Genomic DNA, 26,751 nt, shown 5'->3' with positions numbered 1-26,751 from the left:
GAGGTTTTTTTGTGTCCGGGGAATATTTCGTGTAAAATCGTAAAAAATGAATAGTGACCCCACTTGGCAAAACCACAAAATATGCTATAATGGTTATAAAGTCAAAGAAAGTCAAAGTCAACTAAAGGTTTAATACTTAAGTAGCTTTCTTTCTACAATCTGATGCATGATCGCCAATATACGGGATTCATTTCATCGGAGGATCAAGGGAATATTAAAGGACCTTCGTGCTTCCTTCGCTCTCCTGTTGACACCTTTGGAAGCAAGATTCGCTGTTTCCCTAATTGGTTAAATGGGTAGAGAAGGTGTACTCTGTGGGGGCGTGTGGGTCCTTATTGACTTAACGTTTCAGACAGTGGAGGATGATTGGATGCGTAATATCTCTGATATTATCGAACGATATCTGAAGAGTATTTTGCATGAAAGTCCCGAAGGAATGGTTGAAATTCAGCGTAATGATCTGGCAGATCAATTCTCATGTGTACCTTCCCAGATCAATTATGTCATCAGCACACGTTTTACACTCGAGAAGGGATACCTGGTAGAGAGTAAACGCGGCGGTGGTGGTTATGTTCGCATACAGCGCATTGAATTACCGGCCCAATCAGCTCTGCATAATCATTTGCACCATAGTATTGGTGAAGAGATCGGGCAGACAGCTGCCGAAGGTCTGATATATCAATTGGAAGAAGCGCGCTTCTTGAGCAAGCGGGAAGCCGGGTTGATGCGAGCTGCTGTATCTAGAGAGGTTATATTGGTCAAACTTCCTTACCGGGATCAAATTCGTGCCAGAATGTTGAAGGCGATGTTAATATCTTTGCTCGGTAAATGAAAACTATCGGGGTCAAAGGAGGTACATCAATATGCTGTGCCAAGAATGCAATAAACGTCCGGCGACACTTCATTTTACGAAGATCGTAAATGGAGAGAAGACGGAATTCCATATTTGTGAGTCATGTGCCCGTGAAAAAGGGGAAATGATCCCTGGAACAGCAGGTGGGTTTTCCATTCACAACTTGTTGTCCGGATTGCTTGATTTTGATCCAGCCGGCAAAAGTGGATCGGCAGGAACACCACCTGCAAAAGCTCTTCAATGTGAAGAGTGTGGTATGACGTACGCACAATTTAGTAAGATAGGCCGGTTCGGCTGCAGTTCATGTTATAAATATTTTGACAGTCGTCTGGATCCTTTGTTCAAGCGGGTTCATGGTAATACGTCCCATGTAGGCAAAGTGCCTGCACGAGCTGGTGGTCGCATCAAGGTGAAACGGCAAATCGCTGATCTGAAGCGTGAGCTCCAGGAGAGCATCGCGCAAGAGGAATTTGAAGAGGCGGCCCAGATCCGTGACCAGATCAGAGGACTTGAAAAAGGAATAGCTCAGGAGTAAAGTTTGTCATGAGTAGGAGGGATGCGTAATGCCTAATCTGCGCTTTACAGAGAAGGCGCTCAGCGACTGGATGCGCAGTGATGCGGCTGATTCCGAAATTGTCATTAGCAGCCGTGTCCGGATTGCACGCAACCTTCAGCATGTTCCGTTTCCGATGCTGGCTTCCAATGAGCAATCGGAAGAGGTGCTGAATAAGCTGAGCGAAGTACTTCAATACGATGACGTTCATGCCTTTGGGGATTTTCATACGTTGGATCTGATCGATATTGACGAACTCGACAAACGGGTGCTGGTGGAGAAACATCTCATCAGTCCAAGTCTTGCGAATGAATCCAGGAATGGTGCGGTTATTCTCAGTGAGGATGAGTCAGTCAGTATTATGATTAACGAAGAGGATCATCTTCGTATCCAGTGCCTCTATCCGGGGTTCCAGGTGAAAGAAGCCTGGGAGAAAGCTTCCGCAATAGATGATGCTTTTGAAGCGCACGTGGATTATGCTTTTGATGATCGCAGAGGATACTTAACCAGCTGTCCTACTAATGTAGGTACAGGTGTCAGAGCATCGGTTATGATGCACTTGCCTGCCCTGGTGATGACACAGCAAATCGGCCGTATTCTAACCGCAGTTTCCCAAGTGGGATTGACGGTAAGAGGAATATACGGTGAAGGCAGCGAGGCGATGGGTAACCTGTTCCAGATCTCGAACCAGATTACATTGGGACAGACCGAACAGGAAGTCATCGAGAACCTGCATGGTGTTGTGTTACAGATGATTGGTCATGAACGTACAGCGAGAGAACGGTTAATTACTGACTCCAGACTGCGGATTACGGATCGGGTCATGCGTTCTTATGGCATATTGTCTCATGCAGCTATTGTTGATTCCAAGGAAGCTGCACAGCGCTTATCGGATGTACGCCTTGGCGTGGATCTCGGATTGTTGGATGGACTGTCCATTACTGTAATGAATGAGTTGAATGTCATGACACAGCCGGGATTTTTGCAGAAAACATTCGGGGAAGATATGCGCACAGATGAGCGTGACATCTACCGAGCTCAGTTGATTCGTGATACGATCAATGCAGCGAAGCAGTCCTAGTTTAGCCTGATATTGTATTGAATTATGGTTTCATGCCGCATTGCGGCTTTTATATAATAAGGCATGTACAAATGCCAAATGACTTTATTCGCAGCACGGCTGCAAACAAAAATGATATGAAGAATACGACGGTTATTTCATTACATGACCCTCGTTTTATCCAAAACCATGGAGGTGCAGGAGATATGATGTTTGGAAGATTTACGGAACGGGCCCAAAAGGTGCTCGCACTCGCGCAGGAAGAAGCTGTCCGTCTCGGTCATAATAACATCGGTACTGAGCATATTTTGCTCGGCCTCATTCGTGAAGGCGAAGGCATCGCAGCCAAAGCACTGATCGGCCTGGGACTCGGATTGGAAAAAATTCAGGATGAAGTAGAAACGCTGATTGGCCGTGGCCAAGAGCAACCTACCAACATTGCATATACGCCACGTGCGAAAAAAGTAATTGAACTGTCTATGGATGAAGCTCGTAAATTGGGCCATACCTATGTAGGCACAGAGCATATCCTGCTCGGATTGATTCGTGAAGGCGAGGGTGTTGCAGCACGTGTGCTCAATAACCTGGGAATTAGCCTGAACAAAGCACGTCAACAAGTGCTGCAATTGCTTGGCAGCAGTGAAGCTGTCTCCAGTCATAATGGAACACCTGCCAATGTCAGCACACCAACGCTGGACAGTCTGGCACGTGACCTCACGGCTTATGCGAGAGAGAACAACCTGGACCCAGTCATTGGACGTAGTAAAGAAATTGAACGTGTCATTCAGGTGCTCAGCCGTCGTACCAAGAACAACCCGGTATTGATCGGTGAGCCAGGTGTAGGTAAAACAGCGATTGCTGAAGGCCTTGCACAAAAAATCATTGCAAATGAGATTCCGGAAACATTGCGCGACAAACGTGTAATGACCCTGGATATGGGTTCTGTAGTCGCTGGAACCAAATATCGTGGTGAGTTCGAAGATCGTCTGAAAAAAATCATGGATGAGATTCGCCAAGCAGGTAACATTGTCCTGTTTATCGACGAATTGCATACCTTGATTGGCGCAGGCGGAGCTGAAGGTGCCATCGATGCTTCTAACATTTTGAAACCGGCTCTGGCCCGTGGAGAATTGCAATGTATCGGTGCGACAACACTGGATGAATATCGTAAATACATCGAGAAGGATGCAGCGCTTGAGCGTCGTTTCCAACCGATTACTGTAGATCAGCCTTCTCCAGAAGAAGCGATTCAAATCTTGCACGGTTTGCGTGACCGTTATGAGGCGCATCACCGCGTGAAAATTACGGACGAAGCAATTGTGCAGGCGGTTAAACTGTCTGACCGTTACATTACAGACCGTTTCCTGCCAGACAAAGCGATTGACCTGATTGATGAAGCGGGTTCCAAAGTAAGATTGAACTCTTACACGATCCCACCAAACCTGAAACAACTGGAAAGCCGTCTGGAAGATATCCGTAAGGAAAAAGACGCTGCAGTTCAAAGTCAGGAGTTCGAAAAAGCAGCAGCTCTGCGTGATACGGAACAAAAAATCCGTGAAGAGCTGGATGTAACGAAGAACCAGTGGAAAGAGAAACAAGGTCGCACCGATTCCGAGGTTACTCCTGAGGATATCGCACAAGTGGTAGCCAGCTGGACTGGAATCCCTGTGAACCAACTGAAAGAAGAAGAGACACAGCGTCTGATGAATCTGGAGTCTATTCTACATGAACGTGTCATCGGTCAGGATGAGGCAGTGAAGTCTGTCAGCCGTGCGGTTCGTCGTGCTCGTGCGGGACTTAAAGATCCAAAACGTCCGATGGGTTCATTCATTTTCCTCGGCCCTACAGGGGTAGGTAAAACAGAACTTGCTCGTGCTTTGGCTGAAGCGATGTTCGGCGATGAAAATGCAGTAATCCGGATTGATATGTCCGAGTATGGTGAGAAGCACTCGACTTCCCGACTTGTCGGAGCGCCTCCAGGATATGTTGGGTACGAAGAAGGTGGCCAGCTGACAGAGAAAGTTCGTCGCAAACCATATTCCGTAGTCCTGCTCGATGAAATCGAGAAAGCACATCCAGAAGTATTCAATATCTTGTTACAAGTGCTTGAGGATGGTCGACTGACGGATTCCAAAGGTCGCGTCGTTGACTTCCGCAATACGCTGATTATCTTGACATCCAACGTGGGTGCCGAAGCGATCAAACGTAACTCTACACTGGGCTTCACTGCAGTTGTAGATGCAGGAGCAGATTATGACAACATGAAGGGGAAAGTGATGGATGAGCTGAAGAAAAGCTTCCGTCCAGAGTTCCTTAACCGGATTGATGAAATTATCGTGTTCCATTCACTCGAAGAAAAACACATCGCTGAAATTGTTACGCTTATGAGTGAAGAACTTCGTAAACGACTGCTCGAACATGAGGTCGATTTCGAACTCACTGATAATGCCAAGTCTTTCCTTGCAAAGTCAGGCTTTGATCCAGCTTACGGTGCGCGTCCGCTTCGTCGGGCAATCCAGAAGCATATCGAGGACAAATTGTCCGAAGAGTTGCTCACAGGTAACGTAACCAAAGGGGATTCATTGCTCATCGACGAAGAGAACGGTGCACTGTCTGTTACGAAAAAAGACGTGGTCGCTCCGTCCAATGAGGAAATCGAAACTAAATAATATTTAGCAAGCTTTGGAGTTAAACTTCAGCTTGTATTGATCCATAATCCTTAATCAAATCCTTCTCGGCTTCGGCCAGGGAGGATTTTTTGCACTTTGGACAGAAGACGGACATGATTATGTCAGGAACATGTGTAAAGTTTGCGATAATCCTTTACGAAAAATCTCAAACAATGGTAAACTTTTAGTAACCCTGCACGTCAGGGAGTTTGGGTGAAATTCGTCGAATAATGCAAAATGCTGTTATAAAATTAAATTATAGGAGTGCTGAAGTGGCCAAAGTTAAAACCAAGTTTCAATGTACGGAATGCGGCTATGAAGCCCCCAAGTGGTACGGTAAGTGTCCGGGTTGTCAGTCATGGAATTCAATGGTGGAAGAAACAGAGACGGTGGTCAAAACACAAGGGAGAAATTCTCCTCTGTTTGACAGTAAAGATAAACCGCTTCCTATCATAGATATAGATAGCGGTCAGGAACCGCGTGTACAGACTGGAATCGGAGAGTTGAACCGGGTATTGGGTGGCGGAATCGTTCCGGGTTCACTCGTTCTGGTGGGCGGAGATCCGGGTATTGGTAAATCAACGTTGATGTTGCAGACGTCCCATGCTTTGACGCATTCGGGTTTGCGTGTGTTATATGTTTCCGGTGAGGAATCAGTAAAGCAAACCAAATTGCGGGCAGACCGTCTCGGGGCACTCTCTGCCGAGTTGTATGTACTGTGTGAAACCAATATGGAACGTGTAGAGGAAGCGGTGGATCAGATCCAGCCGCATTTTCTGGTCATCGACTCCATTCAGACGGTATATCTTCCCGAAGTTACCAGTGCGCCTGGTAGTGTTGCACAGGTAAGGGAATGTACGTCAAGGTTCATGCGGATTGCCAAAGGCAGAGGCATTGCAACGGTTCTTGTGGGGCATGTTACCAAAGAAGGTGCTATTGCCGGTCCACGTATGTTAGAACATATGGTGGATTGCGTGCTTTATTTTGAAGGAGAACGGCATCATACGTATCGCCTGTTGCGTGCGGTGAAGAACCGTTTTGGTTCCACCAATGAGATTGGTATTTTTGAAATGGGCGAGGATGGACTTCGTGAGGTAGGCAATCCGTCCGAACTCTTTTTGTCGGAACGTCCACTGGGTGTAGCAGGTTCAACGGTAGTTGCCAGTATGGAGGGGACACGTCCTCTGCTCGTGGAATTACAGGCGTTGATCTCGACGACCCATTTTCCTTCTCCTCGCCGTATGGCAACAGGGGTAGATCTGCATCGATTAAATCTGATCATTGCAGTGCTGGAGAAACGGATGGGCATGTTTTTACAGACCCAGGATGCGTATCTGAACGTGGCTGGTGGAGTACGATTGGATGAGCCCGCTGTAGACTTGGCGGTTGCCGTAAGCATTGCATCCAGTTTGAGAGATGTGCCGACCAAGCCGGATGACGTCATCTTTGGCGAGATCGGTCTGACAGGTGAAGTTCGAGCCGTATCACGGGCCGAACAACGAGTGAAGGAAGCCGCAAAGCTGGGCTTCAAACGAGTCATTTTACCAGAAAAAAGCTTAAAGGGCTGGAAACATCCTCGCGGGATACAACTGATCGGTGTGAATACCGTGGCAGATGCACTAGCGGTTGCTTTAGATTAGGGGGCATAACAAGATGAAAGATATGAGCCAACTGGATAATATGAATGAGTTGTTAAGGCTGATCGCACCAGGTACACCTTTCCGCGAAGGTCTGGAAAATGTGCTGCGCGCCAAGACGGGCGCACTGCTTGTTGTAGGATACAGCCCTGAAGTAATGGAAGTGGTGGATGGGGGATTCTCGATTAACTGTGATTTCTCCCCGAACTATCTGTATGAACTCGCCAAAATGGATGGAGCCATTATTCTTAGCGAGGATTTGAAGCGTATTCTTTACGCCAATACCCAGTTAATCCCGGATTCATCTATCTCTTCATCAGAGACGGGGATTCGTCACCGGACGGCAGAGCGTGTAGCAAAGCAAACGGGTAAATTGGTCGTATCCATATCACAGCGCCGGAATATCATTACCTTGTATCAGGGAACACTTCGTTATTCCCTCAAGGAAATCGGGGTTATTTTGACCAAAGCGAATCAAGCGATTCAAACCCTGGAGAAATACAAAGCTGTATTAACACAGTCCCTTACGAATCTGAGTGCTTCGGAATTTGAGGAATTAGTAACGATTCCTGAAGTGGTTAATGTGATTCAGCGTACCGAAATGGTGATGCGGATCAAAACGGAAATCCAACGGTACATTCATGAACTCGGGAATGAGGGACGACTCATTTCCATGCAAATGGAAGAACTTGTGGGTACAACGGAAGAAGAGGCCTGGTTATTGTATAAAGACTATGCCCGTGACGACAGTGATGACAAAATCCGTGAAATTATCGTGGGACTGAAAAGATTGTCGGACGATGAGTTGCTGGATGCACATCATATTGTCCGTCTTCTCGGCTATCCTTCATCAGCGGCTACTTCTGAGGATTCGGTTGCCCCTCGTGGATTCCGGGTATTAAATAAGATCCCCCGCCTGCCCAATGTCATTATCCATAATCTGGTGGATCAATTCGAACAATTGCCTCATGTTATTATGGCTACAATTGAAGAACTGGACGAAGTGGACGGTATTGGTGAAGTTCGTGCCCGGACCATTAAGGAAGGCCTCAAACGTTTGCAGGAGCAAATGTTTATCGACAGACAGATGTAAGGGTTTGCCTATATAAAGGCTTGAAATGGATGAGGTGAAACAACGATGCTAACCAGATTCATTCCGAATCTCTTTACCCTGGGTAATCTGTTTCTTGGAATGATGGCAATTTTGCTTGCGATTGATGGAAATTACAGTTTGGCTGCCATTATGGTCATTGTAGCGATGCTGCTGGATGGTCTGGATGGCCGAGTGGCACGTGCACTCAATGCCCAAAGTGAATTCGGCAAGGAACTGGATTCCTTGTCTGACATGGTTTCCTTTGGTGCAGCACCAGCCCTGATCATATTTATGGTGTCGTTTCAAGATTCAATGCCGATCCTCGCCTGGATCGCAACAGCGGCTTTTCCGATCTGTGGAGCCATTCGTCTTGCACGGTTTAACGTTCGTCCGGGAATTCCCGGGTACTTCACAGGTCTGCCGATTCCGGCAGCCGGCGGGGTACTGGCCACACTGTCCTTGTTCAATAAGGATATTGGCCCGGTTAGCATGATGATTGCTACATTGCTGTTATCGTATCTGATGGTGAGTTCGCTTAAATATCCCAATTTCAAAAAGGTCGGTTTGCCACGCAAGGCAATCTGGATTGCACCATGGGTTGTGTTATTTGCCATAGCCGTAGCCGTTATTTTCCCGGAGCAGTTATCCAAATTGATCTTTATTCCGTTGGTGTTATACGCCCTGTATGGAATGAAGCATAATGTGCGAACAGCGGCCTCACGTAGTCGGGCGAAAAAGCGCAAGGATGAGAAATCTTCCCGTCCTTCCGATCGTTAAGTCGCCATGGGGACAGACACTATACAAAGAAAGCACGTACTCTCCTGAACTGGAGAATGCGTGCTTTTTGTTTATTCAGATCTATTTACGGTAAAAGAAACCCTTACGGACGACATACATATCTTCTTACGACAGATTAAACATCCCTAACGTTGAACACTTCTGTGATTCGTGATTTACGACCTCTTCCATGTTAATGTCCAGCAGATTGCAGAGAGCCGACATGTAGAACAGGTTCCGCCCTAGCTCAGAGCTGATGACCTCTCTGCAGTTCTCACACAACTCACCTTCCACATGCGTTTCCAGCAGGCCCTTGGTTTGAGCGATATCGCTCTCCGGGGCATATTTCTGCTTGGTGGCGTGCAGCTCGATGCAGCCGCATTCGGTAATGGCTTTGGACACGGCACGGTTAACAGACGCTCCGGCTTGTCCCGTTTTGGACAGTACATCAATCAGGCTGCGATGACGCAACAACAGTTCAGAAACTTGATCCTGGAAAGCCTGTAAACTTAGCGTACTCATTTTGCCACTCACCTCGGGATATGAATTGAATTCATTATATGCCAATAATTTACCTACTTTCAACTGACGATTGCAACATTTCCAAAAAGTTCTTCCAGATGGGATTAGCAATTCAGGAATTGGATCATACTGGATATAAAGATCAAGATACATTGAAGGAGGTGCAGGGACTAATGTGGAAAAAAGGCATTTTAACTTTTACAGGATTGTGCGGTGCATGGTTCGGCTACACGGCATATCATCTGGCAGGAAAATCGGTCCCATGGATGGCGGAGTGGATTCAGTCAGCAGGATTACTGGGAGCTGGTATATCGACACTGCTGGGAGCTGTAATGTTTATGGCTTTATGTAATATTGGTGGAACATTGATGGCAGACAGGCTGCATAGTGGAATTGACTCATTGGCAAAAGTACCTATGAACGAATTGGCTGCAGGTGCTGCAGGTACCGTTGCAGGATTGCTCGTGGCCTTGTTACTTTACCCTGTTGTGGGATGGATGGGGACGGCAGGAGAAGTGCTGCAAGTGGCGCTGACGGTGATTAGTGCTTATTCCGGTTATACCCTTGCCATGGCGAAGAAAGACGATCTGGGGGCCTTCTGGATGTCTGGACGATGGGGTCATCCCGAGGTGGACGAAGATAGACGGATGGAAGAACATAAAATTCTGGATACCAGTGTTATTATCGATGGGCGTATCGCTGATATATGCAAAACCGGATTTATTGAAGGCACGATCGTAATCCCGGAATTTGTTCTGGAGGAGTTACAGCATATTGCCGATTCATCGGATCTGCTCAAGCGGAACAGAGGACGGCGTGGACTAGACATTTTGAACAAAATCCAGAAGGAACTTGATGTAAAAGTCCTGATCTACGAGGGGGATTTCGAGGAAATCTCCGAGGTGGACAGCAAACTGGTTAAACTGGCTAAAGTGCTTCAGGGTAAAGTGGTCACCAATGACTTTAACCTGAACAAAGTGTGCGAACTCCAGGGTGTATCTGTGTTGAACATTAATGATCTCGCCAATGCGGTTAAGCCGGTTGTTCTGCCAGGTGAGGAGATTATGGTGCAGATCATCAAGGATGGTAAGGAACATGGTCAAGGCGTAGCCTATCTGGATGATGGCACAATGATCGTTGTGGAGGGTGGACGCGAGTATATCGGCATGATGATGGAAGTGCTGGTGACCAGTGTGCTGCAGACTTCAGCGGGACGAATGATTTTTGCCAAGCCGAAACTGTTGGAAAAAGCCCAATAAAGCGGTATGATGGGTAGTGTATCGTTGAATGATATTGTATATCTTTGGACGATAAACTGACAGACAAGGCAGGGATTGCGGCATGGATAAAGGGTGGGGCGTTGTCATTGTGGCAGCAGGTCGCGGAACCCGGATGGGGACGACCGAGAGCAAACAGTTTCTGTTGCTGCAGGACAAGCCCGTTTTCATACATACGCTTGAGGTATTTGCTGCGCTGGACGAGATCCGCGAGATGGTGCTGGTCACAGGAACCGCAGATGTTGAACGCTGCCAGGATTGGGTAAAAGAATACCAATTGGCTTCACGTGTCCGTGTTATCCCCGGAGGGAAAGAGAGACAACATTCTGTCCATAAAGGCCTTGAGGCACTTGGGACGGATTGGGTTCTCGTTCACGACGGGGTACGTCCTTTTGTGAACCATGAGCAGATCAAGGGATGCATGGCGGCCGCCATAGCCGGTGGTGGAGCAGCTGTACTGGCGGTTCCCGTGAAGGATACGATCAAACAAGTGAATGCGGAAGGAGTCGTTACGGCGACGCCAGACCGCAGCAGTCTGTGGAGCATTCAAACCCCGCAGGCTTTTCGTCTTTCTTCCCTGCTCTCCGCCTACGAATCAGCCGAGCAGGACGGATTTCTGGGGACAGATGATGCCATGCTGGCTGAACGTCAGGGAATGTCGGTCAAGGTTGTGGAAGGCAATTATACCAATATCAAATTAACAACGCCGGAAGATTTGCAATATGCTGCGTTTTTGCTGGGGGGAGAGAAGAAGCGATGATACGTGTAGGACAAGGATTTGATGTACATCAGCTGGTAGAGGGACGCCCGTGTATTATTGGCGGAGTAACGATTCCTTATGAAAAAGGACTGCTGGGTCACTCGGACGCAGACGTGCTGTTGCACGCGATTAGTGATGCCATTTTGGGTGCGCTGGCACTTGGGGATATTGGCAAGCACTTCCCGGATACCGATCCGGAATTCAAAGATGCCGACAGCCTGAAATTGCTGGAGCATGTATGGCAGCTTGTGAAGGATCGCGGGTATAAGCTAGGGAATATCGACTCAACGATTATTGCCCAGAAGCCAAAGATGGCTCCTTATATCCCACAGATGGCTGAGGTTATTGCCAAGGCACTGGAAGCGGATGTAACACAGGTGAACGTGAAAGCAACAACAACAGAGCAACTGGGATTCCCGGGACGGGGAGAGGGCATTGCCGCTCAATCCGTTGTTTGCCTTGTACGTGTGTGATATCATCAATCAATTAGTGACGGAGGGGATCATATGAGCACGGATATTCGTGTGCGTTACGCGCCGAGCCCAACGGGACACCTGCATATCGGGAATGCCCGTACGGCGTTGTTTAACTATTTATATGCCAAACATAATAACGGTAAATTCATTATTCGTATTGAAGATACGGACGTGAAACGGAACATTGCCGGTGGTGAAGAAAGCCAACTGAAATACCTGAAATGGCTCGGAATTGAGTGGGACGAAAGTATTGACGTGGGCGGAGAATACGGACCATACCGTCAAACGGAACGTCTGGATCTCTATCGTAAATATACGCAGGAATTGCTGGATAAAGGTCTGGCTTACCGTTGCTTCTGCACGGAAGAAGAATTGGAGCAAGAGCGCGAGGAACAGTCAGCACGTGGAGAAACACCGCGTTATTCTGGCAAACACCGTGACCTGACTCCAGAGCAAATTAGTGCGTTTGAAGCGGAAGGTCGCGTAGCGAGTATTCGTTTCCGTGTGCCGGAAGAGCGCACATATACGTTTGATGATATGGTTAAAGGCACAATCTCGTTCAACAGCAAGGAATCCGGTGACTTCGTCATTGTGAAAAAAGACGGCATTCCCACATACAACTATGCTGTTGCTGTGGATGATCACTTGATGAAGATCTCCCACGTCTTGCGCGGGGAAGATCACATCTCGAACACGCCGCGTCAACTGATGATCTATGAAGCGCTTGGCTGGGAGCCACCGCAATTCGGTCATATGACGCTGATCGTGAATGAAAATCACAAGAAGCTGAGTAAACGGGATGAATCCGTTATTCAGTTTATTGAGCAGTATGATCAGCTCGGATATTTGCCTGAAGCGATGTTTAACTTCATTTCCTTACTCGGTTGGTCGCCGGAAGGGGAAGAAGAGATCTTCTCGCAAGAGCAGCTGATCTCCATTTTTGATACGAAACGTCTGTCCAAGAGCCCGGCGGTATTTGATACCCACAAACTGGCTCACTTGAACAACCACTATATCAAACATGCTGACCCGGAACGTATTGCCGAAATGGCCATTCCGCATCTGCAAAAGGCTGGACGTATTTCTTCCGAGCTGTCTGCTGAACAAAAAGAATGGGCTTATACTCTGGTACACCTGTACCAAGAGCAGATGAATTCTGCCTCCGATATTGTGGAATTGTCGGAAGTATTCTTCCGTTCCAATCTGGAGCTTGAAAGTGAAGGAGAAGCAGTGCTTGCAGAGGAGCAGGTGCCAACCGTACTGAAGGCATTTGCGGATAAAGTACAGGCGAGCGAAGAGTTTACTCCAAGTAAAATGGCTGCATTGATCAAGGAAGTACAGAAAGAAACCGGCTTTAAGGGCAAACAGCTTTTTATGCCAATTCGTGTAGCCTTGACTGGACAGACGCATGGACGGGATCTGAACCAAACGATCGTACTTCTGGGTCGTGATACGGTGATCGAACGCCTGCTTGCACAAGTAAAATAATCTTAGTCGAGGACATTCCGTTTATTTGGAATCTGAACACAGTCCTACGATGGATGGATTACGTAGGAGGCTGTTGTCAGTCTGAGGCCTTTTCGCTATAATAACAACACAACGAATAATTGATATGATTTATCTAATAGAACAGCAAAGATCGGGAGGAGTAGACTGATCCGGACAGATTCAGAGAGGATGGTCCCGCAGCAAAGAGAGATTTCTTTGGTTGCGGTGGCTGTGAACCATCCACTGTCCATCAGTCGAAATGCGCCCGTGAGCTGCACAGCCGAATCCAGCCCCGCCTTTGTCGATCATGACATGGGAAAACGTTAGGATAGGTTGTGACGATTGGTTTCCGTTACCAAACCGCTTGAGGGCTCATTCTATTTAAGAATGGACCGAGCAGAGTGGGACCGCGATAAACGCCTCTGCAGCTAAATGCTGCAGGGGCGTTTTTTTGTTTAGGCGAGTGTGCAGTACACTACCAAGGAACGCGCCGTCCGGTAAGCCGGAGGACGGGAACCTGAACAAGAGGGGAACGAGCATGTTCAAGAAGATCAGATCAGATATCCAGGCGGTGTTTGAAAACGATCCGGCGGCCCGAGGTTGGTTTGAGGTGGTATTCACCTACTCAGGGCTGCATGCGATATGGGCACACCGGATCGCTCATTTTTTATACAAGCGAAGATGGTTCTCGGTTGCCCGGTTCATTTCGCAGGTTAGCCGTTTTATGACAGGAATCGAGATACATCCTGGAGCTACGATCGGAAATCGGTTGTTTATTGACCACGGAATGGGCGTCGTTATTGGAGAAACATGTGAGATTGGCGATGATGTCGTTATCTATCAGGGGGTTACCCTGGGCGGAACAGGGAAAGAAAAAGGGAAGAGACATCCGACCATTGGTAATAATGTGGTTATCTCATCCGGAGCCAAGGTGCTGGGTTCATTTAGCGTGGGGGATCAATGTAACATTGGTGCGAACTCCGTTGTGCTTAAGGAGGTCCCTTCCAATAGTACCGTGGTAGGTATACCGGGCAGAATTGTTAAACAGGATGGCCGACGGGTAGATCGCCTCAGTCAGCAATTGCCCGATCCGGTCGTTGACTCCTTGCGCGGTATGCAAAAAGAACTCGAACGATTGCAGGAAGAAGTACGTACACTGCAAAATGCCCGTGAAAATGAGACTGTGCGTGATACGTGATACAATAAATAAAGGCAGTATAGGATGAAAGGATAAGTGACCATGACGCTTCAGATTTATAATACGATGAGTCGTACCAAAGAGGAATTTGTTCCCCAAGAGCCAGGAAAAGTGAAAATGTATGTCTGCGGACCAACGGTATATGACTACATTCATATCGGGAATGCACGCCCGGTTATCTTTTTCGACACGGTTCGTGGATACCTGGAACAGACAGGACATGATGTGAACTATGTGGTGAACTTCACAGATGTGGACGATAAGTTGATTCGCAAAGCAGAACAACTTGGAACAGACGTTCCTCATGTGGCTGAGAAATTTATTGCTGCCTATTATGAAGACCTTGAGGGACTAGGTATTCCCAAGGCAAGCAGCAATCCGAGAGTAACGGAAAACATGCCGCTGATCATTGATTTTATCCGTGAGCTCGTTGAAAAAGGGTTTGCGTATGAAAATGGCGGTGACGTCTATTATCGTACAGGCAAATTCAGCGAATATGGCAAACTTTCGAAACAAAACCTGCAGGAGCTGCAATTTGGAATCCGTGTGGGTGTGGACGAGCGCAAAGAGCATCCCGAAGATTTTGTGCTCTGGAAGGCTGCCAAACCAGGTGAGATCTATTGGTCCAGTCCTTGGGGCGATGGTCGACCAGGATGGCATATTGAGTGCTCCGCCATGGCTAGGGAGTACCTTGGGGATACACTGGACATTCACGGGGGTGGACAGGATTTGCAGTTCCCGCACCATGAGTGTGAATGCGCCCAATCCGAGGTATTAACAGGTAAACCACTTGCGAACTACTGGATGCATAATGGATTCATCCGGATTGATAACGAGAAGATGTCGAAATCACTCGGTAATGGTGTTCTGGTTAAAGACTTGCGGAATCAATATAAACGCGAAGCGATTCGTTATTTCATGTTGTCTACCCACTATCGCAACCCATTGAACTTCACGGATGATACGATGGAGCAGGCACAGAACAGTGTGGATCGGATTGCGAATGCGGTAGGTAACCTGAATCATCGTCTGAATGCGGTGACTGTAGATCAGGATATCACAGCAGAGTTTGCGGCAAGACTCGACCAAATTCGTCAGCAGTATCACGAGAAGATGCAGGATGATTTCAATACTCCTGATGCAATTACTGCGATGTTTGAGTGGGCAGGGGAAGCCAACCAACTGTTGCAGCAAGAAGTAGTTAATGCGGCAGACATTCGCGCACTCCTCGAGTTGTTCAGTGAATTGAATGCTGTACTGCGCATTTATACTGACGCAGAGCCAGAACTTCTGGATGAGGAAGTAGAACGTCTGATTGAAGAGCGTGTAGAAGCGCGCAAGTCCAAAAACTGGGCAAGAGCGGATGAAATTCGCGATGAATTGTCTGTACGTGGCATTCTGCTTGAAGATACGGCGCAGGGCATGAGATGGCGGCGCAAATGAGCGAAGGACATCCAAATACACCAAAACAACAGGAACAGGTCACAGAGGGAGGATGGTTCCCATATCCTCCTTCCAGACCTGCTAGGTTGATTCCACCTATTGCACTGGCCTATATTGGTGATGCGGTATATGAGGTAGCTGTTCGTCAATATCTGTTGTCGAAGGCCAACATGCGTCCCAATCATTTGCACCGTAGTGCAACCGGGTTGGTATCAGCGAAGGCACAGAGCCGCATACTTACAACGATTGAGGCTGAACTGACAGAGGAAGAACGGGATATCGTCCGGCAAGGGCGGAATGCCAAGTCGGGTAGTGTACCCAAAAATGCAGATGTATTGGAGTACAGACATGCTACGGCTTTTGAATGTCTCATTGGTTACCTCTATAGCAGTGGTCATCATGATCGCATGATTGAACTGATCGGGCTTGGCATTGAGCACGCCGAACAACAATCGCCATCGCCGACAAAAAAATAGAAATTTCAACAAAACAATGCATTACAGAGAGGATCGAACAACGATGGAAGAAGAATGGATCGCCGGTAAACACTCCGTGACGGAGGCGCTGCGTTCAGGCCGGACCATTAATAAAATATGGATTGCCGATACAGCACAGAAACATCTGACTCAACCTATTATCTCGGAAGCTAAAAAACTAGGTATTGTCATTCAACACGTGGACAAGCGTAAGCTGGATCAAACGGTACCGGGCATTCAGCATCAGGGGGTAGTTGCTCAAGCAGCACCTTACGCTTATGTGGAGGTAGAAGACATTCTTGCCGCAGCAAAAGCGAAGAATGAGCATCCTTTCCTGATTCTGCTGGATGAGATTGAAGATCCTCATAACCTGGGGTCAATTTTGCGGACAGCAGATTGCACGGGTGCGCATGGCGTCATTGTACCCAAACGTCGCTCGGCAGCGGTAACCGTGACAGTATCCAAAACATCAGCAGGCGCTGTGGAGTACGTGCCAGTGGCTCGTGTAAGTAATCTTGGACAGACCATTGATCGCCTCAAAGAGGAAGGTGTATGGGTTGTAGGGACAGATGTCACCGCTCACGAAGGTGTCTTTGGTAATGGAGTCTTTACTGGCCCTGTGGCTTTGGTAATCGGAAATGAGAACAAGGGAATGGGACGACTTATTCGTGAGAAATGCGATGTGCTGATCAAATTACCAATGCAAGGTCAGATTAATTCCCTGAATGCTTCCGTGGCAGCCGGGGTTGTCATGTACGAAGTGCTCCGCTCGCGTCAAGCGCAGGAATAGAAGGTATGGCTGATTCCCGTGATGTGCTTCTTGTAGACGGGTACAACATGATTGGCGACTGGCCGGAATTAACCAAACTGACGGAAAGTGGGCTCGAAGAGGCACGTAACAGGCTTCTCTTTCGTCTTGCAGACTACCAGGCTTTCTCCGGCCGTCGAGTCATTGTTGTGTTTGACGCCTACCTCGTGCCTGGACTCGGTAAATCCTTTACTCAGAGCAAAGTGCAGATCTATTTTACAAAGGAAAAAGAGACGGCAGACGAATGCATTGAAAGACTCGTTCGGGAACTAAGCATGCGAAGACGCCAAATCTATGTGGCTACGAGCGATATGGTAGAGCAACATGTCATTTTTGGACAGGGAGCGCTACGCGTATCTGCAAGGGAGTTACTAATTGAAGTTGAGCAGAACGAAAAAGAATTAAAAAAACGACTGGAAGAAGATCAGGCGAAGACCACGCGTAACACACTCGGGGGTAAGTTAAGTCCCGATGTATTGAAAGAGTTTGAGCGATGGCGCCGGGAATAACAGCACGTTTTTACAAAATTTAGAATATTGAAACTCTTGACATTTATGTTATTGATGTTCTTTTTTAGGCAGAGCGTGGTTGACGGTGTGAGGTACCATCATATATACTGATCCTATATTTCATAGAGTAGAGTAACGGGGTACCTTGCGTTGCAGCCGGAGGGATTGTCTGTGAGTGTCGACCTCAAAGATATCATGTTATCTAAGTATGATTACCAAAGTGACGAAGACATTGTCGAAGCTTTCCGTGAAGGCGAAAGCGAAGCGTTAGAGTTTCTAATTAACAAATATCGTAACTTTGTACGCGCCAAGGCAAGATCTTATTTTCTGATTGGGGCAGACCGGGAAGATATTATTCAAGAAGGAATGATTGGCCTCTACAAATCCATTCGAGATTTCAAAGGGGACAAGCTGGCTTCGTTCAAGGCTTTTGCCGAACTGTGTATTACAAGACAGATCATCACGGCCATTAAGACAGCAACACGTCAGAAGCATATTCCGCTTAATTCTTATGTATCTCTGGACAAGCCTATTTATGACGAAGAGTCTGATCGTACGTTACTCGATGTGATTTGTGGAACCCAGGTCAGTGATCCGGAAGAACTTATCATCAATCAGGAAGAGTTTGTGGGCCTGGAAGATAAAATGTCCGAGATTCTGAGTGATCTGGAACGTAAAGTATTGATGTTGTATCTGGACGGGAGATCTTATCAAGAGATTGCAGTAGATTTGGACAGACATGTGAAGTCCATTGATAATGCACTTCAGCGCGTCAAGCGCAAACTTGAAAAGTACCTGGAAGTTCGAGATAATTAAACACATGTTGTCGTTGACGGAAAAGGCTCGGTGTTTGAGTCTTTTTTTAGTGTCTCAAGTTTATAAAATCTAAGAATGTTTATACTAGTAATCGCTCGGTCCAAGCAGGAGAAGAGAAAAACAGAGATGAGAAACGAATGTACGTTGTACGGAAGTAATACCCAATGAATGAGAGACTATTCTTTCATTGACATGGTTATACCCTTGTGATAAAGTGTTTTAGGTAGGCCTAAATTTATGGCTTTTTTTCAGGATCAATTTAGAGACTCTGCTTGAATGTGGAAGTCTTCGGGAGGTGTACATCATGCGGGTAATTATTACTTTGGCTTGTACTAACTGCAAACAAAGAAATTACACTACGACAAAAAACAAGCGTAATCACCCCGACCGCATGGAGATGAAGAAATTTTGCAAGTTTTGTAACGAGCAGACTTCTCATCGCGAAACCAGATAGTTTTTGGAGGTGTCGGCGTGAAACGAAGTTTCAAATCTCTGATTTCCTTTTTCTCAGAAAGCTGGGCTGAACTTAAAAAAGTTCGCTGGCCTAATCGTAAAGAGCTGACCAACTACACATTGATCGTACTTGGTACTGTTGTGGTTATGACGCTGTTTTTTTGGGTCATTGACATTGGCATCTCCTTTGTGATCGAAGCGATTATTTAAGAAGGGTTCCGGTGGCTTGATATGGAAAAAAGATGGTACGTCGTTCATACCTATTCAGGGTATGAGAACAAGGTCAAAGCCAATTTGGAAAAACGCGTAGAGTCTATGGGCATGGAAGACAAGATATTCCGCGTTCTTGTTCCTATGGAAGAAGAAGTGGTAAACAAGGACGGTAAGAAAAAAACCGTTATGCGTAAAGTTTACCCCGGTTATGTCTTGGTGGAAATGGTACAGACGGATGATTCTTGGTATGTTGTTCGCAACACACCAGGGGTTACAGGATTTGTCGGTTCGACAGGTTCTGGGTCCAAACCAACTGCATTGTTGCCTGAAGAAGTGGAACAAATTCTGAAGCACATGGGAATGGTTGAACCTAAGCCGAAAATTGAGTTCGATATTAAGGAATCCGTGCGTATTAAAGTCGGTCCTTTTGCGAATTTCGTAGGCTCCGTGGAAGAGATTTTGGTAGAGAAAAGCAAGTTGAAAGTGCACGTGAACATGTTTGGACGGGAAACGCCGCTTGAGTTGGAATACACGCAAGTGGAGAAGATCTAGTTTCTTCAAGTTTCTTGTGGGAGGGTTGAAAAACCCGTTAACCACTATTTTGCAAGGAGGTGTCAATCATGGCGAAAAAAGTTATTAAAATGGTAAAACTGCAGATTCCAGCAGGTAAAGCAAACCCAGCACCACCAGTAGGTCCAGCTTTGGGTCAAGCAGGTGTCAACATCATGGCATTCTGTAAAGAATTCAACGCTCGTACAGCTGATCAAGCGGGATTGATTATTCCAGTTGAAATTTCTGTATTCGAGGACCGTTCCTTTACTTTCATCACTAAAACTCCACCAGCAGCAGTTCTGTTGAAAGTGGCAGCTAAAGTTGAAAAAGGATCCGGCGAACCGAACAAGAAAAAAGTTGCTACTGTTAAACGTGATGCGGTTCGTCAAATCGCAGAAACAAAAATGCCTGACCTGAATGCAGCAGACGTTGAGTCCGCAATGCGTATGGTCGAAGGTACTGCCCGCAGCATGGGTATCACCATCGAAGACTAATTTTCATAAGAAACATGGCTTCGTAAAACCGGTCGATTCGCGACCGGTTGATGTGGGAGGTATATCCGCTAACACCACAAAGGAGGAATAAAACATGGCTAAACACGGTAAAAAATACCTGGAAGCTGCTAAGCTGATTGACAGCGAAGCAACTTACGAGCCTTCAGAAGCTGTAGAGCTTGTGAAAAAGGCAGCTACTGCAAAATTCGATGAAACAATCGAAGCAGCAGTTCGTTTGGGTGTAGACCCTCGTAAGCAAGACCAGGCTGTACGTGGTGTTGTTGTCTTGCCACACGGCACAGGTAAAACACAACGCGTATTGGTATTTGCAAAAGGTGACAAAGCGAAAGAAGCGGAAGCGGCTGGCGCGGACTATGTTGGTGATGCAGACATGATCAACAAAATCCAACAAGGCTGGTTCGAATTCGACGTCTGCGTAGCGACACCAGATATGATGAGTGAAGTAGGTAAATTGGGCCGACTGCTCGGCGGTAAAGGTCTGATGCCTAACCCTAAAGCCGGAACGGTAACTTTCGATGTAACTAAGGCTGTTCAAGAAATTAAAGCCGGTAAAATCGAATATCGTCTGGATCGTGCAGGTCAAATTCATGCACCGATTGGTAAAGCTTCTTTCTCTTCTGAGCAACTTAATGAGAACTTCAAAGCTCTCATGGAAGCTCTGAATCGTGCTAAACCAGCGGCAGCAAAAGGTGTTTATCTGAAGAATGTTAGTCTTTCTTCCACGATGGGCCCTGGCGCACGCGTGAACGCAGCAGCTTTTAGATAATATCTCTTGACAGGCTTGTCCTGTTTTTGATAAGATATAAAAGTTGTGAGTCCGAGTGACTGACCGTTGACATTTGAATATGCTTGCCGTAGACAGTAGGTGCCATTTGGCTTAATTTCCTGCCGAGGTGTGATTATAGAACTTAGAACGATGCAAATCGATGATGAGTATATATCAAGCCTTCGTGATTCTACGGAGGCTTTTCTTAATGGGATAAATTTGATCAGGAGGTGTACAGATTGGCAAACGCAAAAGTGATTCAAGCAAAACAAGAATCCGTTGATGCAGTAACAGCAAAATTGCGCGAGAGCGTTACAACTGTTGTTGTTGACTATCGCGGATTGAACGTTGCCCAAGTAACTGAGTTGCGTAAGCAACTTCGTGAAGCAGGCATCGAATTCCAAGTGCTGAAAAACTCGTTGCTTCGCCGTGCAGCTGCAGCAGCAGAACTGACAGAACTCGAAAATGTTCTTACAGGTCCTACTGCAATTGCATTCAGCGTAGATGACGTTGTGGCTCCAGCTAAAATTCTGAACGACTTCGCGAAAAAGAACGATGCATTGGAATTGAAAGGTGCAGTCGTAGAAGGTCGCGTAATCGGAGTAGAAGAAGTTAAGGCATTGGCAGAACTGCCATCCCGCGATGGACTCCTCTCCATGCTCCTCAGCGTGCTTCAAGCGCCAGTGCGCAACTTCGCGCTTGCGGTTAAAGCAGTTGCAGAAAAAGAAGAACAAGGCGCGTAAGCAACTTGATCTGAATGCTGCTTAGGCGGCAAATGAATTAAAAAAAATAATATTATATATGGAGGTTCACTCATGAGTAAAGAGCAAATCTTGGAAGCAATCAAAGGCATGACTGTACTGGAATTGAACGATCTTGTTAAAGCAATCGAAGAAGAATTCGGCGTAACTGCTGCAGCTCCAGTAGCTGCTGCAGGTGCAGTAGCTTCTGCTGAAGCTGAGCAATCCGAGTTCGACGTAATCTTGACTAGCGCTGGTGCTTCCAAAATCAACGTTATCAAAGCAGTTCGCGAAATCACAGGTCTTGGCCTGAAAGAAGCAAAAGAATTGGTTGACAACGCTCCAAAAGCATTGAAAGAAAAAGTTGCTAAAGAAGAAGCAGAAGCGGTTAAAGCTAAGCTTGAAGAAGCAGGCGCTTCAGTTGAAGTTAAATAATTTAGCTATTACAAGCTAAATGAACAAAACAACAAACCCCTTGACTTATATCAAGGGGTTTGTTGCTGTAATTGTAAATGGAAAGTGAGTGAGGGCATGTCCAATCATTATTATTCGGACAAACCGCAAGTGGCGCATGATCGCAGAGCAACTGAAGCGGTTCTTCGCGGATTCAGTCTGCGATTCGTGACGGATGCCGGTGTGTTTTCCAAAAACGGAATCGATTATGGCAGCAGAGTATTGATTGATGCGATAGAGTTGCCATCAGGGGCTCATGTTCTCGATGTGGGCTGTGGATACGGGCCAATGGGTCTTACAGCAGCCAAACTTGTACCGGATGGGCATGTCACCATGATCGATATCAACGAGAGAGCCGTTGAACTTTCCAGGGAAAATGCAAAAGCGAACGGAATTAACAATGTTACGGTATTGCAAAGTAATCTACTGTCTGAAGTGAAAAAGCAAGATTTTGACGTTATCCTAACCAACCCGCCTATACGGGCTGGGAAAGAGACGGTTCATACTATTTTCGAACAGGCACATCGCCATCTGAAGGTAGGCGGTTCGTTGTGGATTGTCATTCAGAAGAAACAAGGAGCCCCGTCAGCGAAAGCAAAATTGGAATCTTTGTTTGGAAGAGTGGAAGAAGTGACGAAGGATAAAGGCTATCGGATTTTCAAAGCGGTGAAATCGGAAGAGGTATCTACTAAAAGCTGAATCCGAGTTTGTAAAGTAAGCAGGGGATCATTTTTTTTGCAATAGGACTATTGACTTGAAATTCAGGTCGTGGTATAGTTGTAAAATGTCAGTATTAAGATGCCCTACTTGGCTTTAGCTAACTAAAAATGTCAACCTTTTTTTACGCCGAACGGGCTTATTATGCCTACGTTTGGCGTATAATATGTACATTTTGGGCAAACTGGGGATAAGAATGATTTGGAAAGACATCCGCCGATCAAAGTTGCTCTTTTTTCGAACGACATTTCGAGTAAGGGCTTTTCTTTATTTGTGGATGCATTGCTTTGCTCTGTATGTGTACCATTATAAGGTTACAAACAGAGGTTCGCAACGAAATTTTTAAAGTGAGTAGACATTGAGGGGTGAGTTTAAGTTGGCAGGACATCTTGTTCAATATGGTCGACGCACTCGGCGCAGTTATGCACGAATTAACGAGATACTCGAAGTTCCGAACCTGATTGAAATCCAACAAAAATCCTATGATTGGTTTTTGGAGGAAGGGTTGCGCGAAATGTTCCAGGATATCTCGCCGATCCAGGATTTTACAGGTAACTTGATTTTGGAATTTATCGATTACAGTCTCGGTGAACCGAAGTATACAGTAGACGACGCGAAAGAGCGTGACGTTACTTATGCAGCACCGCTTCGGGTCAAAGTCCGGCTCATTAATAAGGAAACCGGCGAAGTCAAAGAGCAGGAAGTATTCATGGGAGATTTCCCGCTGATGACCAACACGGGCACATTTATTATTAATGGTGCGGAACGGGTTATTGTCAGCCAGTTGGTTCGCTCTCCTAGCGTTTACTTCAGTACCAAAGTAGATAAAAACGCCAAAAAAACGTATACCGCTACAGTTATTCCTAACCGCGGCGCTTGGTTGGAACTGGAGATGGACGCGAAGGATGTTGTTTATGTCCGGATCGACCGTACACGTAAAATACCGGTTACGGTTCTCCTGCGTTCACTTGGTTTTGGCACAGATGCTGAGATTCTGGATCTGCTCGGTAATGACGAATATATCCGCAACACACTGGACAAAGACAACACGGATTCCACGGAGAAAGCACTCATTGAGATCTATGAGCGTCTTCGTCCGGGCGAGCCACCAACGCTGGATAATGCGAAAAGCTTGCTCGTAGCACGTTTCTTTGATCCAAAACGTTATGACCTGGCTAATGTAGGTCGTTACAAAATGAATAAAAAGCTTCACATCAAAAACCGTTTGTTTAACCAGCGGTTGGCTGAATCACTTGTTGACGCTGAAACAGGCGAGATTATTGCTGAAGCAGGTCAAATGGTGGATCGTCGCTTGTTGGATGAAATCATGCCGTATCTTGAGAAGAGCGTTGGTTTCCGCACGTATCACGTGGGTAACGGTGTTCTGGATGCTAATGATGTTCCTATGCAAACGATCGATGTATTTTCACCAACAGAAGATGGTAAAGTAGTCAAACTGATTGCCAATGGAATCATTGACAAGTCCGTTAAAAACGTGACGCCGGCGGATATCATTTCGTCCATCAGTTATTTCCTCAACCTTCTGCAAGGAATTGGTAGCACGGATGATATTGACCATCTGGGTAACCGTCGTTTGCGTTCGGTGGGTGAACTCCTGCAGAACCAGTTCCGTATCGGTTTGTCCCGTATGGAGCGTGTGGTTCGTGAGAGAATGTCCATTCAGGATGCTAACGTAATTACACCACAGGCTTTGATTAACATCCGTCCTGTTATTGCATCCATTAAAGAGTTCTTTGGTAGCTCCCAATTGTCACAGTTTATGGATCAAACGAACCCGCTGGGTGAGTTGACACATAAACGTCGTTTGTCCGCACTCGGACCCGGTGGTTTGACGCGTGAGCGCGCAGGTATGGAAGTGCGTGACGTCCATCCATCCCACTATGGTCGTATGTGTCCAATCGAGACGCCAGAGGGACCAAACATCGGTTTGATCAACTCCTTGTCTACGTTCGCTCGTGTGAATGAATATGGCTTCATTGAAGCTCCATATCGTTGGGTTGATCCGAAGACAGGTATTGTAACCGAGCAAATTGATTACCTGACAGCGGACGAAGAGGACAACTATGTTATCGCGCAAGCGAATGCGAAGTTGAACGAAGACGGTACATTTGAAGAAGAAGCGATCATTGTACGTTACAACAAACAGTCGGATAACATCCTTACGATGCCGAGTGAGCGAGTTGACTACATGGACGTATCTCCTAAACAGGTTGTATCCGTCGCGACAGCGCTGATCCCGTTCCTTGAGAACGATGACTCCAACCGTGCACTCATGGGATCGAACATGCAACGGCAGGCGGTTCCACTCTTGATTCCTAAAGCACCACTTGTAGGGACAGGTATGGAGCACAAAGCTGCAAAAGATTCTGGTGTATGTATTGTCTCCGATTATGACGGAATTATTGAACGTTCTTCTGCGAACGAAATTTGGGTCCGTCGTGTTGAAGAAGTGGATGGTCAGGAAGTCAAAGGCGATATCGTTAAATATAAATTACACAAATTTATGCGTTCGAACCAAGGAACATGCATTAACCAACGTCCGATTGTCAAAAGAGGTGCTGCTGTCAAAGCTGGCGATATCCTCGCTGATGGTCCTTCAACGGAAATGGGTGAATTGGCTCTGGGACGTAACGTTGTTGTTGCCTTCATGACTTGGGAAGGTTACAACTACGAGGATGCGATCTTGCTCAGTGAAAAACTCGTTAAGGAAGATGTATACACATCCATCCATATCGAGGAGTATGAGTCAGAAGCACGTGATACCAAGCTTGGACCTGAAGAGATCACACGTGACATCCCTAACGTTGGGGAAGAAGCGTTGCGTAACTTGGATGAGCGCGGTATTATCCGCATCGGTGCTGAGATCAGTGCTGGCGACATTCTGGTTGGTAAAGTAACACCTAAGGGTGTAACAGAGCTGACAGCAGAAGAACGTCTCTTGCATGCGATCTTTGGTGAGAAAGCACGTGAAGTACGTGATACTTCCTTGCGTGTACCACATGGTACTGACGGTATCGTAGTAGACGTGAAAGTATTTACCCGTGAAAACGGTGATGAGCTGCCTCCAGGTGTTAACCAACTCGTTCGTGTATATATCGCTCAAAAACGGAAAATTTCCGAGGGTGATAAAATGGCCGGACGTCACGGTAACAAAGGGGTCGTGGCCCGCATCTTGCCGGAAGAAGATATGCCTTTCCTGCCAGACGGTACACCGGTTCAGATCGTTCTTAACCCACTGGGCGTACCTTCCCGGATGAATATCGGTCAAGTACTCGAGGTTCACTTGGGTATGGCGGCGATGCAACTGGGTATTCACGTAGCAACTCCTGTATTCGACGGAGCGAAGGAGTATGACGTCTTCGATACGATGGAAGAAGCAGGTATGCAACGTAATGGTAAAACTGTCCTGTATGATGGTCGTACAGGTGAAGAGTTTGAACGTGAAGTTACCGTAGGTGTCATGCACATGATCAAATTGGCACACATGGTTGATGATAAAATCCATGCCCGTTCCACAGGTCCTTACTCACTTGTTACGCAACAGCCATTGGGTGGTAAAGCCCAATTTGGTGGACAGCGTTTCGGGGAGATGGAAGTATGGGCGCTTGAGGCATACGGTGCAGCTTATACACTGCAAGAAATCTTGACTGTTAAATCCGATGACGTTGTTGGTCGGGTTAAAACGTATGAATCCATTGTCAAAGGTGAGAATGTTCCGGAACCAGGTGTTCCTGAATCATTCAAAGTATTGATCAAAGAGCTGCAAAGCTTGGGTATGGACGTTAAGATTTTGAGCGAAGATGAGCAAGAGATTGAAATGAGAGAAATGGACGATGAAGATGACGCTGCGAGCGATAAGCTCAGCCTCAACCTTGAGGGTACAGAGGTCGGAGCGGAATAAACCGC

The 26,751-nt window shown here is 46.7% G+C and carries 27 protein-coding genes and 1 other annotated feature; of the genes, 26 read left to right on the top strand and 1 reads right to left on the bottom strand.

The features are described 5' to 3' along the window. Positions 1-370: 370 nt before the first annotated feature. The 7 genes from BS614_RS30455 (at position 371) to pssA (ending at position 8,642) form a co-directional block, all read left to right on the top strand. Entirely contained in the window at positions 371-832 is a 462-nt protein-coding gene (locus tag BS614_RS30455; protein ID WP_036607135.1) for a CtsR family transcriptional regulator, read from the top strand. A gap of 31 nt (positions 833-863) precedes the next feature. Beyond that, on the top strand, positions 864-1,388 hold the full coding sequence (mcsA, locus tag BS614_RS30450) for a protein-arginine kinase activator protein McsA (RefSeq protein WP_036607138.1): 525 nt from the start codon (positions 864-866) through the stop codon (positions 1,386-1,388). Between the two features lie 28 nt (positions 1,389-1,416). Further along, positions 1,417-2,487, top strand: coding sequence for a protein-arginine kinase McsB (gene mcsB / locus BS614_RS30445; protein ID WP_036607140.1), 1,071 nt, complete (start codon positions 1,417-1,419; stop codon positions 2,485-2,487). A gap of 185 nt (positions 2,488-2,672) precedes the next feature. Next, complete coding sequence (locus BS614_RS30440) at positions 2,673-5,135, top strand: ATP-dependent Clp protease ATP-binding subunit (RefSeq protein ID WP_074097061.1); 2,463 nt, start codon at positions 2,673-2,675, stop codon at positions 5,133-5,135. Between the two features lie 272 nt (positions 5,136-5,407). Then, positions 5,408-6,775, top strand: coding sequence for a DNA repair protein RadA (gene radA, locus BS614_RS30435; protein WP_036671578.1), 1,368 nt, complete (start codon positions 5,408-5,410; stop codon positions 6,773-6,775). Positions 6,776-6,788: 13 nt separating this feature from the next. Further along, positions 6,789-7,865 carry a DNA integrity scanning diadenylate cyclase DisA gene (disA, locus tag BS614_RS30430; protein ID WP_036607144.1) on the top strand — a complete coding sequence of 359 codons (1,077 nt, stop codon included), beginning with the start codon at positions 6,789-6,791 and terminating at the stop codon, positions 7,863-7,865. A 45-nt stretch (positions 7,866-7,910) separates the two neighbouring features. After that, complete coding sequence (gene pssA, locus BS614_RS30425; protein WP_017692048.1) at positions 7,911-8,642, top strand: CDP-diacylglycerol--serine O-phosphatidyltransferase; 732 nt, start codon at positions 7,911-7,913, stop codon at positions 8,640-8,642. Positions 8,643-8,768: 126 nt separating this feature from the next. On the opposite strand, the gene BS614_RS30420 is transcribed toward pssA, so the two are convergent. Further along, a complete protein-coding gene (locus tag BS614_RS30420; protein WP_017692049.1) occupies positions 8,769-9,164 on the bottom strand; it encodes a nucleoside triphosphate pyrophosphohydrolase family protein in 396 nt (131 codons plus the stop codon). A gap of 173 nt (positions 9,165-9,337) precedes the next feature. Here BS614_RS30420 and BS614_RS30415 point away from each other — a divergent pair, with 173 nt between their 5' ends. The 19 genes from BS614_RS30415 to rpoB all read left to right on the top strand — a co-directional run bounded on the left by BS614_RS30415 (position 9,338) and on the right by rpoB (position 26,746). Continuing rightward, the gene (locus tag BS614_RS30415) at positions 9,338-10,423 is read left to right on the top strand and encodes a PIN/TRAM domain-containing protein (RefSeq protein ID WP_074097060.1); all 1,086 of its coding nucleotides are present in this window, start codon (positions 9,338-9,340) and stop codon (positions 10,421-10,423) included. Positions 10,424-10,505: 82 nt separating this feature from the next. After that, the gene (gene ispD / locus BS614_RS30410; RefSeq protein ID WP_074096571.1) at positions 10,506-11,201 is read left to right on the top strand and encodes a 2-C-methyl-D-erythritol 4-phosphate cytidylyltransferase; all 696 of its coding nucleotides are present in this window, start codon (positions 10,506-10,508) and stop codon (positions 11,199-11,201) included. Beyond that, on the top strand, positions 11,198-11,674 hold the full coding sequence (gene ispF / locus BS614_RS30405; protein WP_017692052.1) for a 2-C-methyl-D-erythritol 2,4-cyclodiphosphate synthase: 477 nt from the start codon (positions 11,198-11,200) through the stop codon (positions 11,672-11,674). Before ispD ends, ispF begins: the two co-directional genes overlap by 4 nt. A gap of 33 nt (positions 11,675-11,707) precedes the next feature. Continuing rightward, positions 11,708-13,165 carry a glutamate--tRNA ligase gene (gltX, locus tag BS614_RS30400; protein WP_036607153.1) on the top strand — a complete coding sequence of 486 codons (1,458 nt, stop codon included), beginning with the start codon at positions 11,708-11,710 and terminating at the stop codon, positions 13,163-13,165. Positions 13,166-13,703: 538 nt separating this feature from the next. Further along, entirely contained in the window at positions 13,704-14,363 is a 660-nt protein-coding gene (cysE, locus tag BS614_RS30395; protein ID WP_036607155.1) for a serine O-acetyltransferase, read from the top strand. 42 nt (positions 14,364-14,405) lie between these two features. Further along, positions 14,406-15,806 (top strand): cysteine--tRNA ligase, encoded by a 1,401-nt coding sequence (gene cysS / locus BS614_RS30390; protein WP_074096570.1) that lies wholly within the window; start codon positions 14,406-14,408, stop codon positions 15,804-15,806. Next, on the top strand, positions 15,803-16,282 hold the full coding sequence (locus tag BS614_RS30385) for a Mini-ribonuclease 3 (RefSeq protein WP_036607160.1): 480 nt from the start codon (positions 15,803-15,805) through the stop codon (positions 16,280-16,282). Before cysS ends, BS614_RS30385 begins: the two co-directional genes overlap by 4 nt. A gap of 43 nt (positions 16,283-16,325) precedes the next feature. Then, positions 16,326-17,072, top strand: coding sequence for a 23S rRNA (guanosine(2251)-2'-O)-methyltransferase RlmB (gene rlmB / locus BS614_RS30380; RefSeq protein WP_017692057.1), 747 nt, complete (start codon positions 16,326-16,328; stop codon positions 17,070-17,072). 5 nt (positions 17,073-17,077) lie between these two features. Beyond that, positions 17,078-17,599 carry an NYN domain-containing protein gene (locus tag BS614_RS30375; protein ID WP_074096569.1) on the top strand — a complete coding sequence of 174 codons (522 nt, stop codon included), beginning with the start codon at positions 17,078-17,080 and terminating at the stop codon, positions 17,597-17,599. A 171-nt stretch (positions 17,600-17,770) separates the two neighbouring features. After that, entirely contained in the window at positions 17,771-18,415 is a 645-nt protein-coding gene (gene sigH / locus BS614_RS30370; RefSeq protein WP_017692059.1) for an RNA polymerase sporulation sigma factor SigH, read from the top strand. 304 nt (positions 18,416-18,719) lie between these two features. Further along, entirely contained in the window at positions 18,720-18,869 is a 150-nt protein-coding gene (rpmG, locus tag BS614_RS30365; RefSeq protein ID WP_072735843.1) for a 50S ribosomal protein L33, read from the top strand. 17 nt (positions 18,870-18,886) lie between these two features. Continuing rightward, positions 18,887-19,078 carry a preprotein translocase subunit SecE gene (gene secE, locus BS614_RS30360; RefSeq protein ID WP_017692060.1) on the top strand — a complete coding sequence of 64 codons (192 nt, stop codon included), beginning with the start codon at positions 18,887-18,889 and terminating at the stop codon, positions 19,076-19,078. A 21-nt stretch (positions 19,079-19,099) separates the two neighbouring features. After that, a complete protein-coding gene (nusG, locus tag BS614_RS30355) occupies positions 19,100-19,633 on the top strand; it encodes a transcription termination/antitermination protein NusG (RefSeq protein WP_036607165.1) in 534 nt (177 codons plus the stop codon). A 68-nt stretch (positions 19,634-19,701) separates the two neighbouring features. Further along, positions 19,702-20,127 (top strand): 50S ribosomal protein L11, encoded by a 426-nt coding sequence (gene rplK / locus BS614_RS30350; protein WP_017692062.1) that lies wholly within the window; start codon positions 19,702-19,704, stop codon positions 20,125-20,127. A 94-nt stretch (positions 20,128-20,221) separates the two neighbouring features. After that, positions 20,222-20,914 carry a 50S ribosomal protein L1 gene (gene rplA / locus BS614_RS30345; protein ID WP_017692063.1) on the top strand — a complete coding sequence of 231 codons (693 nt, stop codon included), beginning with the start codon at positions 20,222-20,224 and terminating at the stop codon, positions 20,912-20,914. 68 nt (positions 20,915-20,982) lie between these two features. Next, positions 20,983-21,129, top strand: a sequence feature (ribosomal protein L10 leader region). Between the two features lie 24 nt (positions 21,130-21,153). After that, positions 21,154-21,657: a 50S ribosomal protein L10 gene (gene rplJ, locus BS614_RS30340; RefSeq protein WP_047841127.1), complete on the top strand. Its 504-nt coding sequence runs from the start codon at positions 21,154-21,156 to the stop codon at positions 21,655-21,657. Positions 21,658-21,729: 72 nt separating this feature from the next. Further along, positions 21,730-22,089 carry a 50S ribosomal protein L7/L12 gene (gene rplL / locus BS614_RS30335; RefSeq protein WP_017692065.1) on the top strand — a complete coding sequence of 120 codons (360 nt, stop codon included), beginning with the start codon at positions 21,730-21,732 and terminating at the stop codon, positions 22,087-22,089. 96 nt (positions 22,090-22,185) lie between these two features. Next, the gene (locus tag BS614_RS30330; protein ID WP_074096568.1) at positions 22,186-22,806 is read left to right on the top strand and encodes a class I SAM-dependent methyltransferase; all 621 of its coding nucleotides are present in this window, start codon (positions 22,186-22,188) and stop codon (positions 22,804-22,806) included. A gap of 394 nt (positions 22,807-23,200) precedes the next feature. Further along, positions 23,201-26,746: a DNA-directed RNA polymerase subunit beta gene (gene rpoB, locus BS614_RS30325; protein ID WP_074096567.1), complete on the top strand. Its 3,546-nt coding sequence runs from the start codon at positions 23,201-23,203 to the stop codon at positions 26,744-26,746. Positions 26,747-26,751: the final 5 nt, after the last annotated feature.

The sequence above is a fragment of the Paenibacillus xylanexedens genome (assembly GCF_001908275.1).
Lineage (GTDB): Bacteria > Bacillota > Bacilli > Paenibacillales > Paenibacillaceae > Paenibacillus > Paenibacillus xylanexedens_A.
Note: the sequence above shows the minus strand (reverse complement) of the source record. Positions and strands in the feature narration are given on the sequence as shown.

Coding starts and splice junctions, on each gene's coding strand:
- BS614_RS30455 (WP_036607135.1), top strand. CDS start 371: ATGCGTAATATCTCTGATATTATCGAACGATATCTGAAGAGTATTTTG.
- mcsA (WP_036607138.1), top strand. CDS start 864: ATGCTGTGCCAAGAATGCAATAAACGTCCGGCGACACTTCATTTTACG.
- mcsB (WP_036607140.1), top strand. CDS start 1,417: ATGCCTAATCTGCGCTTTACAGAGAAGGCGCTCAGCGACTGGATGCGC.
- BS614_RS30440 (WP_074097061.1), top strand. CDS start 2,673: ATGATGTTTGGAAGATTTACGGAACGGGCCCAAAAGGTGCTCGCACTC.
- disA (WP_036607144.1), top strand. CDS start 6,789: ATGAAAGATATGAGCCAACTGGATAATATGAATGAGTTGTTAAGGCTG.
- pssA (WP_017692048.1), top strand. CDS start 7,911: ATGCTAACCAGATTCATTCCGAATCTCTTTACCCTGGGTAATCTGTTT.
- BS614_RS30420 (WP_017692049.1), bottom strand. CDS start 9,164: ATGAGTACGCTAAGTTTACAGGCTTTCCAGGATCAAGTTTCTGAACTG.
- BS614_RS30415 (WP_074097060.1), top strand. CDS start 9,338: ATGTGGAAAAAAGGCATTTTAACTTTTACAGGATTGTGCGGTGCATGG.
- ispD (WP_074096571.1), top strand. CDS start 10,506: ATGGATAAAGGGTGGGGCGTTGTCATTGTGGCAGCAGGTCGCGGAACC.
- ispF (WP_017692052.1), top strand. CDS start 11,198: ATGATACGTGTAGGACAAGGATTTGATGTACATCAGCTGGTAGAGGGA.
- gltX (WP_036607153.1), top strand. CDS start 11,708: ATGAGCACGGATATTCGTGTGCGTTACGCGCCGAGCCCAACGGGACAC.
- cysE (WP_036607155.1), top strand. CDS start 13,704: ATGTTCAAGAAGATCAGATCAGATATCCAGGCGGTGTTTGAAAACGAT.
- cysS (WP_074096570.1), top strand. CDS start 14,406: ATGACGCTTCAGATTTATAATACGATGAGTCGTACCAAAGAGGAATTT.
- BS614_RS30385 (WP_036607160.1), top strand. CDS start 15,803: ATGAGCGAAGGACATCCAAATACACCAAAACAACAGGAACAGGTCACA.
- rlmB (WP_017692057.1), top strand. CDS start 16,326: ATGGAAGAAGAATGGATCGCCGGTAAACACTCCGTGACGGAGGCGCTG.
- BS614_RS30375 (WP_074096569.1), top strand. CDS start 17,078: ATGGCTGATTCCCGTGATGTGCTTCTTGTAGACGGGTACAACATGATT.
- rpmG (WP_072735843.1), top strand. CDS start 18,720: ATGCGGGTAATTATTACTTTGGCTTGTACTAACTGCAAACAAAGAAAT.
- nusG (WP_036607165.1), top strand. CDS start 19,100: ATGGAAAAAAGATGGTACGTCGTTCATACCTATTCAGGGTATGAGAAC.
- rplK (WP_017692062.1), top strand. CDS start 19,702: ATGGCGAAAAAAGTTATTAAAATGGTAAAACTGCAGATTCCAGCAGGT.
- rplA (WP_017692063.1), top strand. CDS start 20,222: ATGGCTAAACACGGTAAAAAATACCTGGAAGCTGCTAAGCTGATTGAC.
- rplL (WP_017692065.1), top strand. CDS start 21,730: ATGAGTAAAGAGCAAATCTTGGAAGCAATCAAAGGCATGACTGTACTG.
- BS614_RS30330 (WP_074096568.1), top strand. CDS start 22,186: ATGTCCAATCATTATTATTCGGACAAACCGCAAGTGGCGCATGATCGC.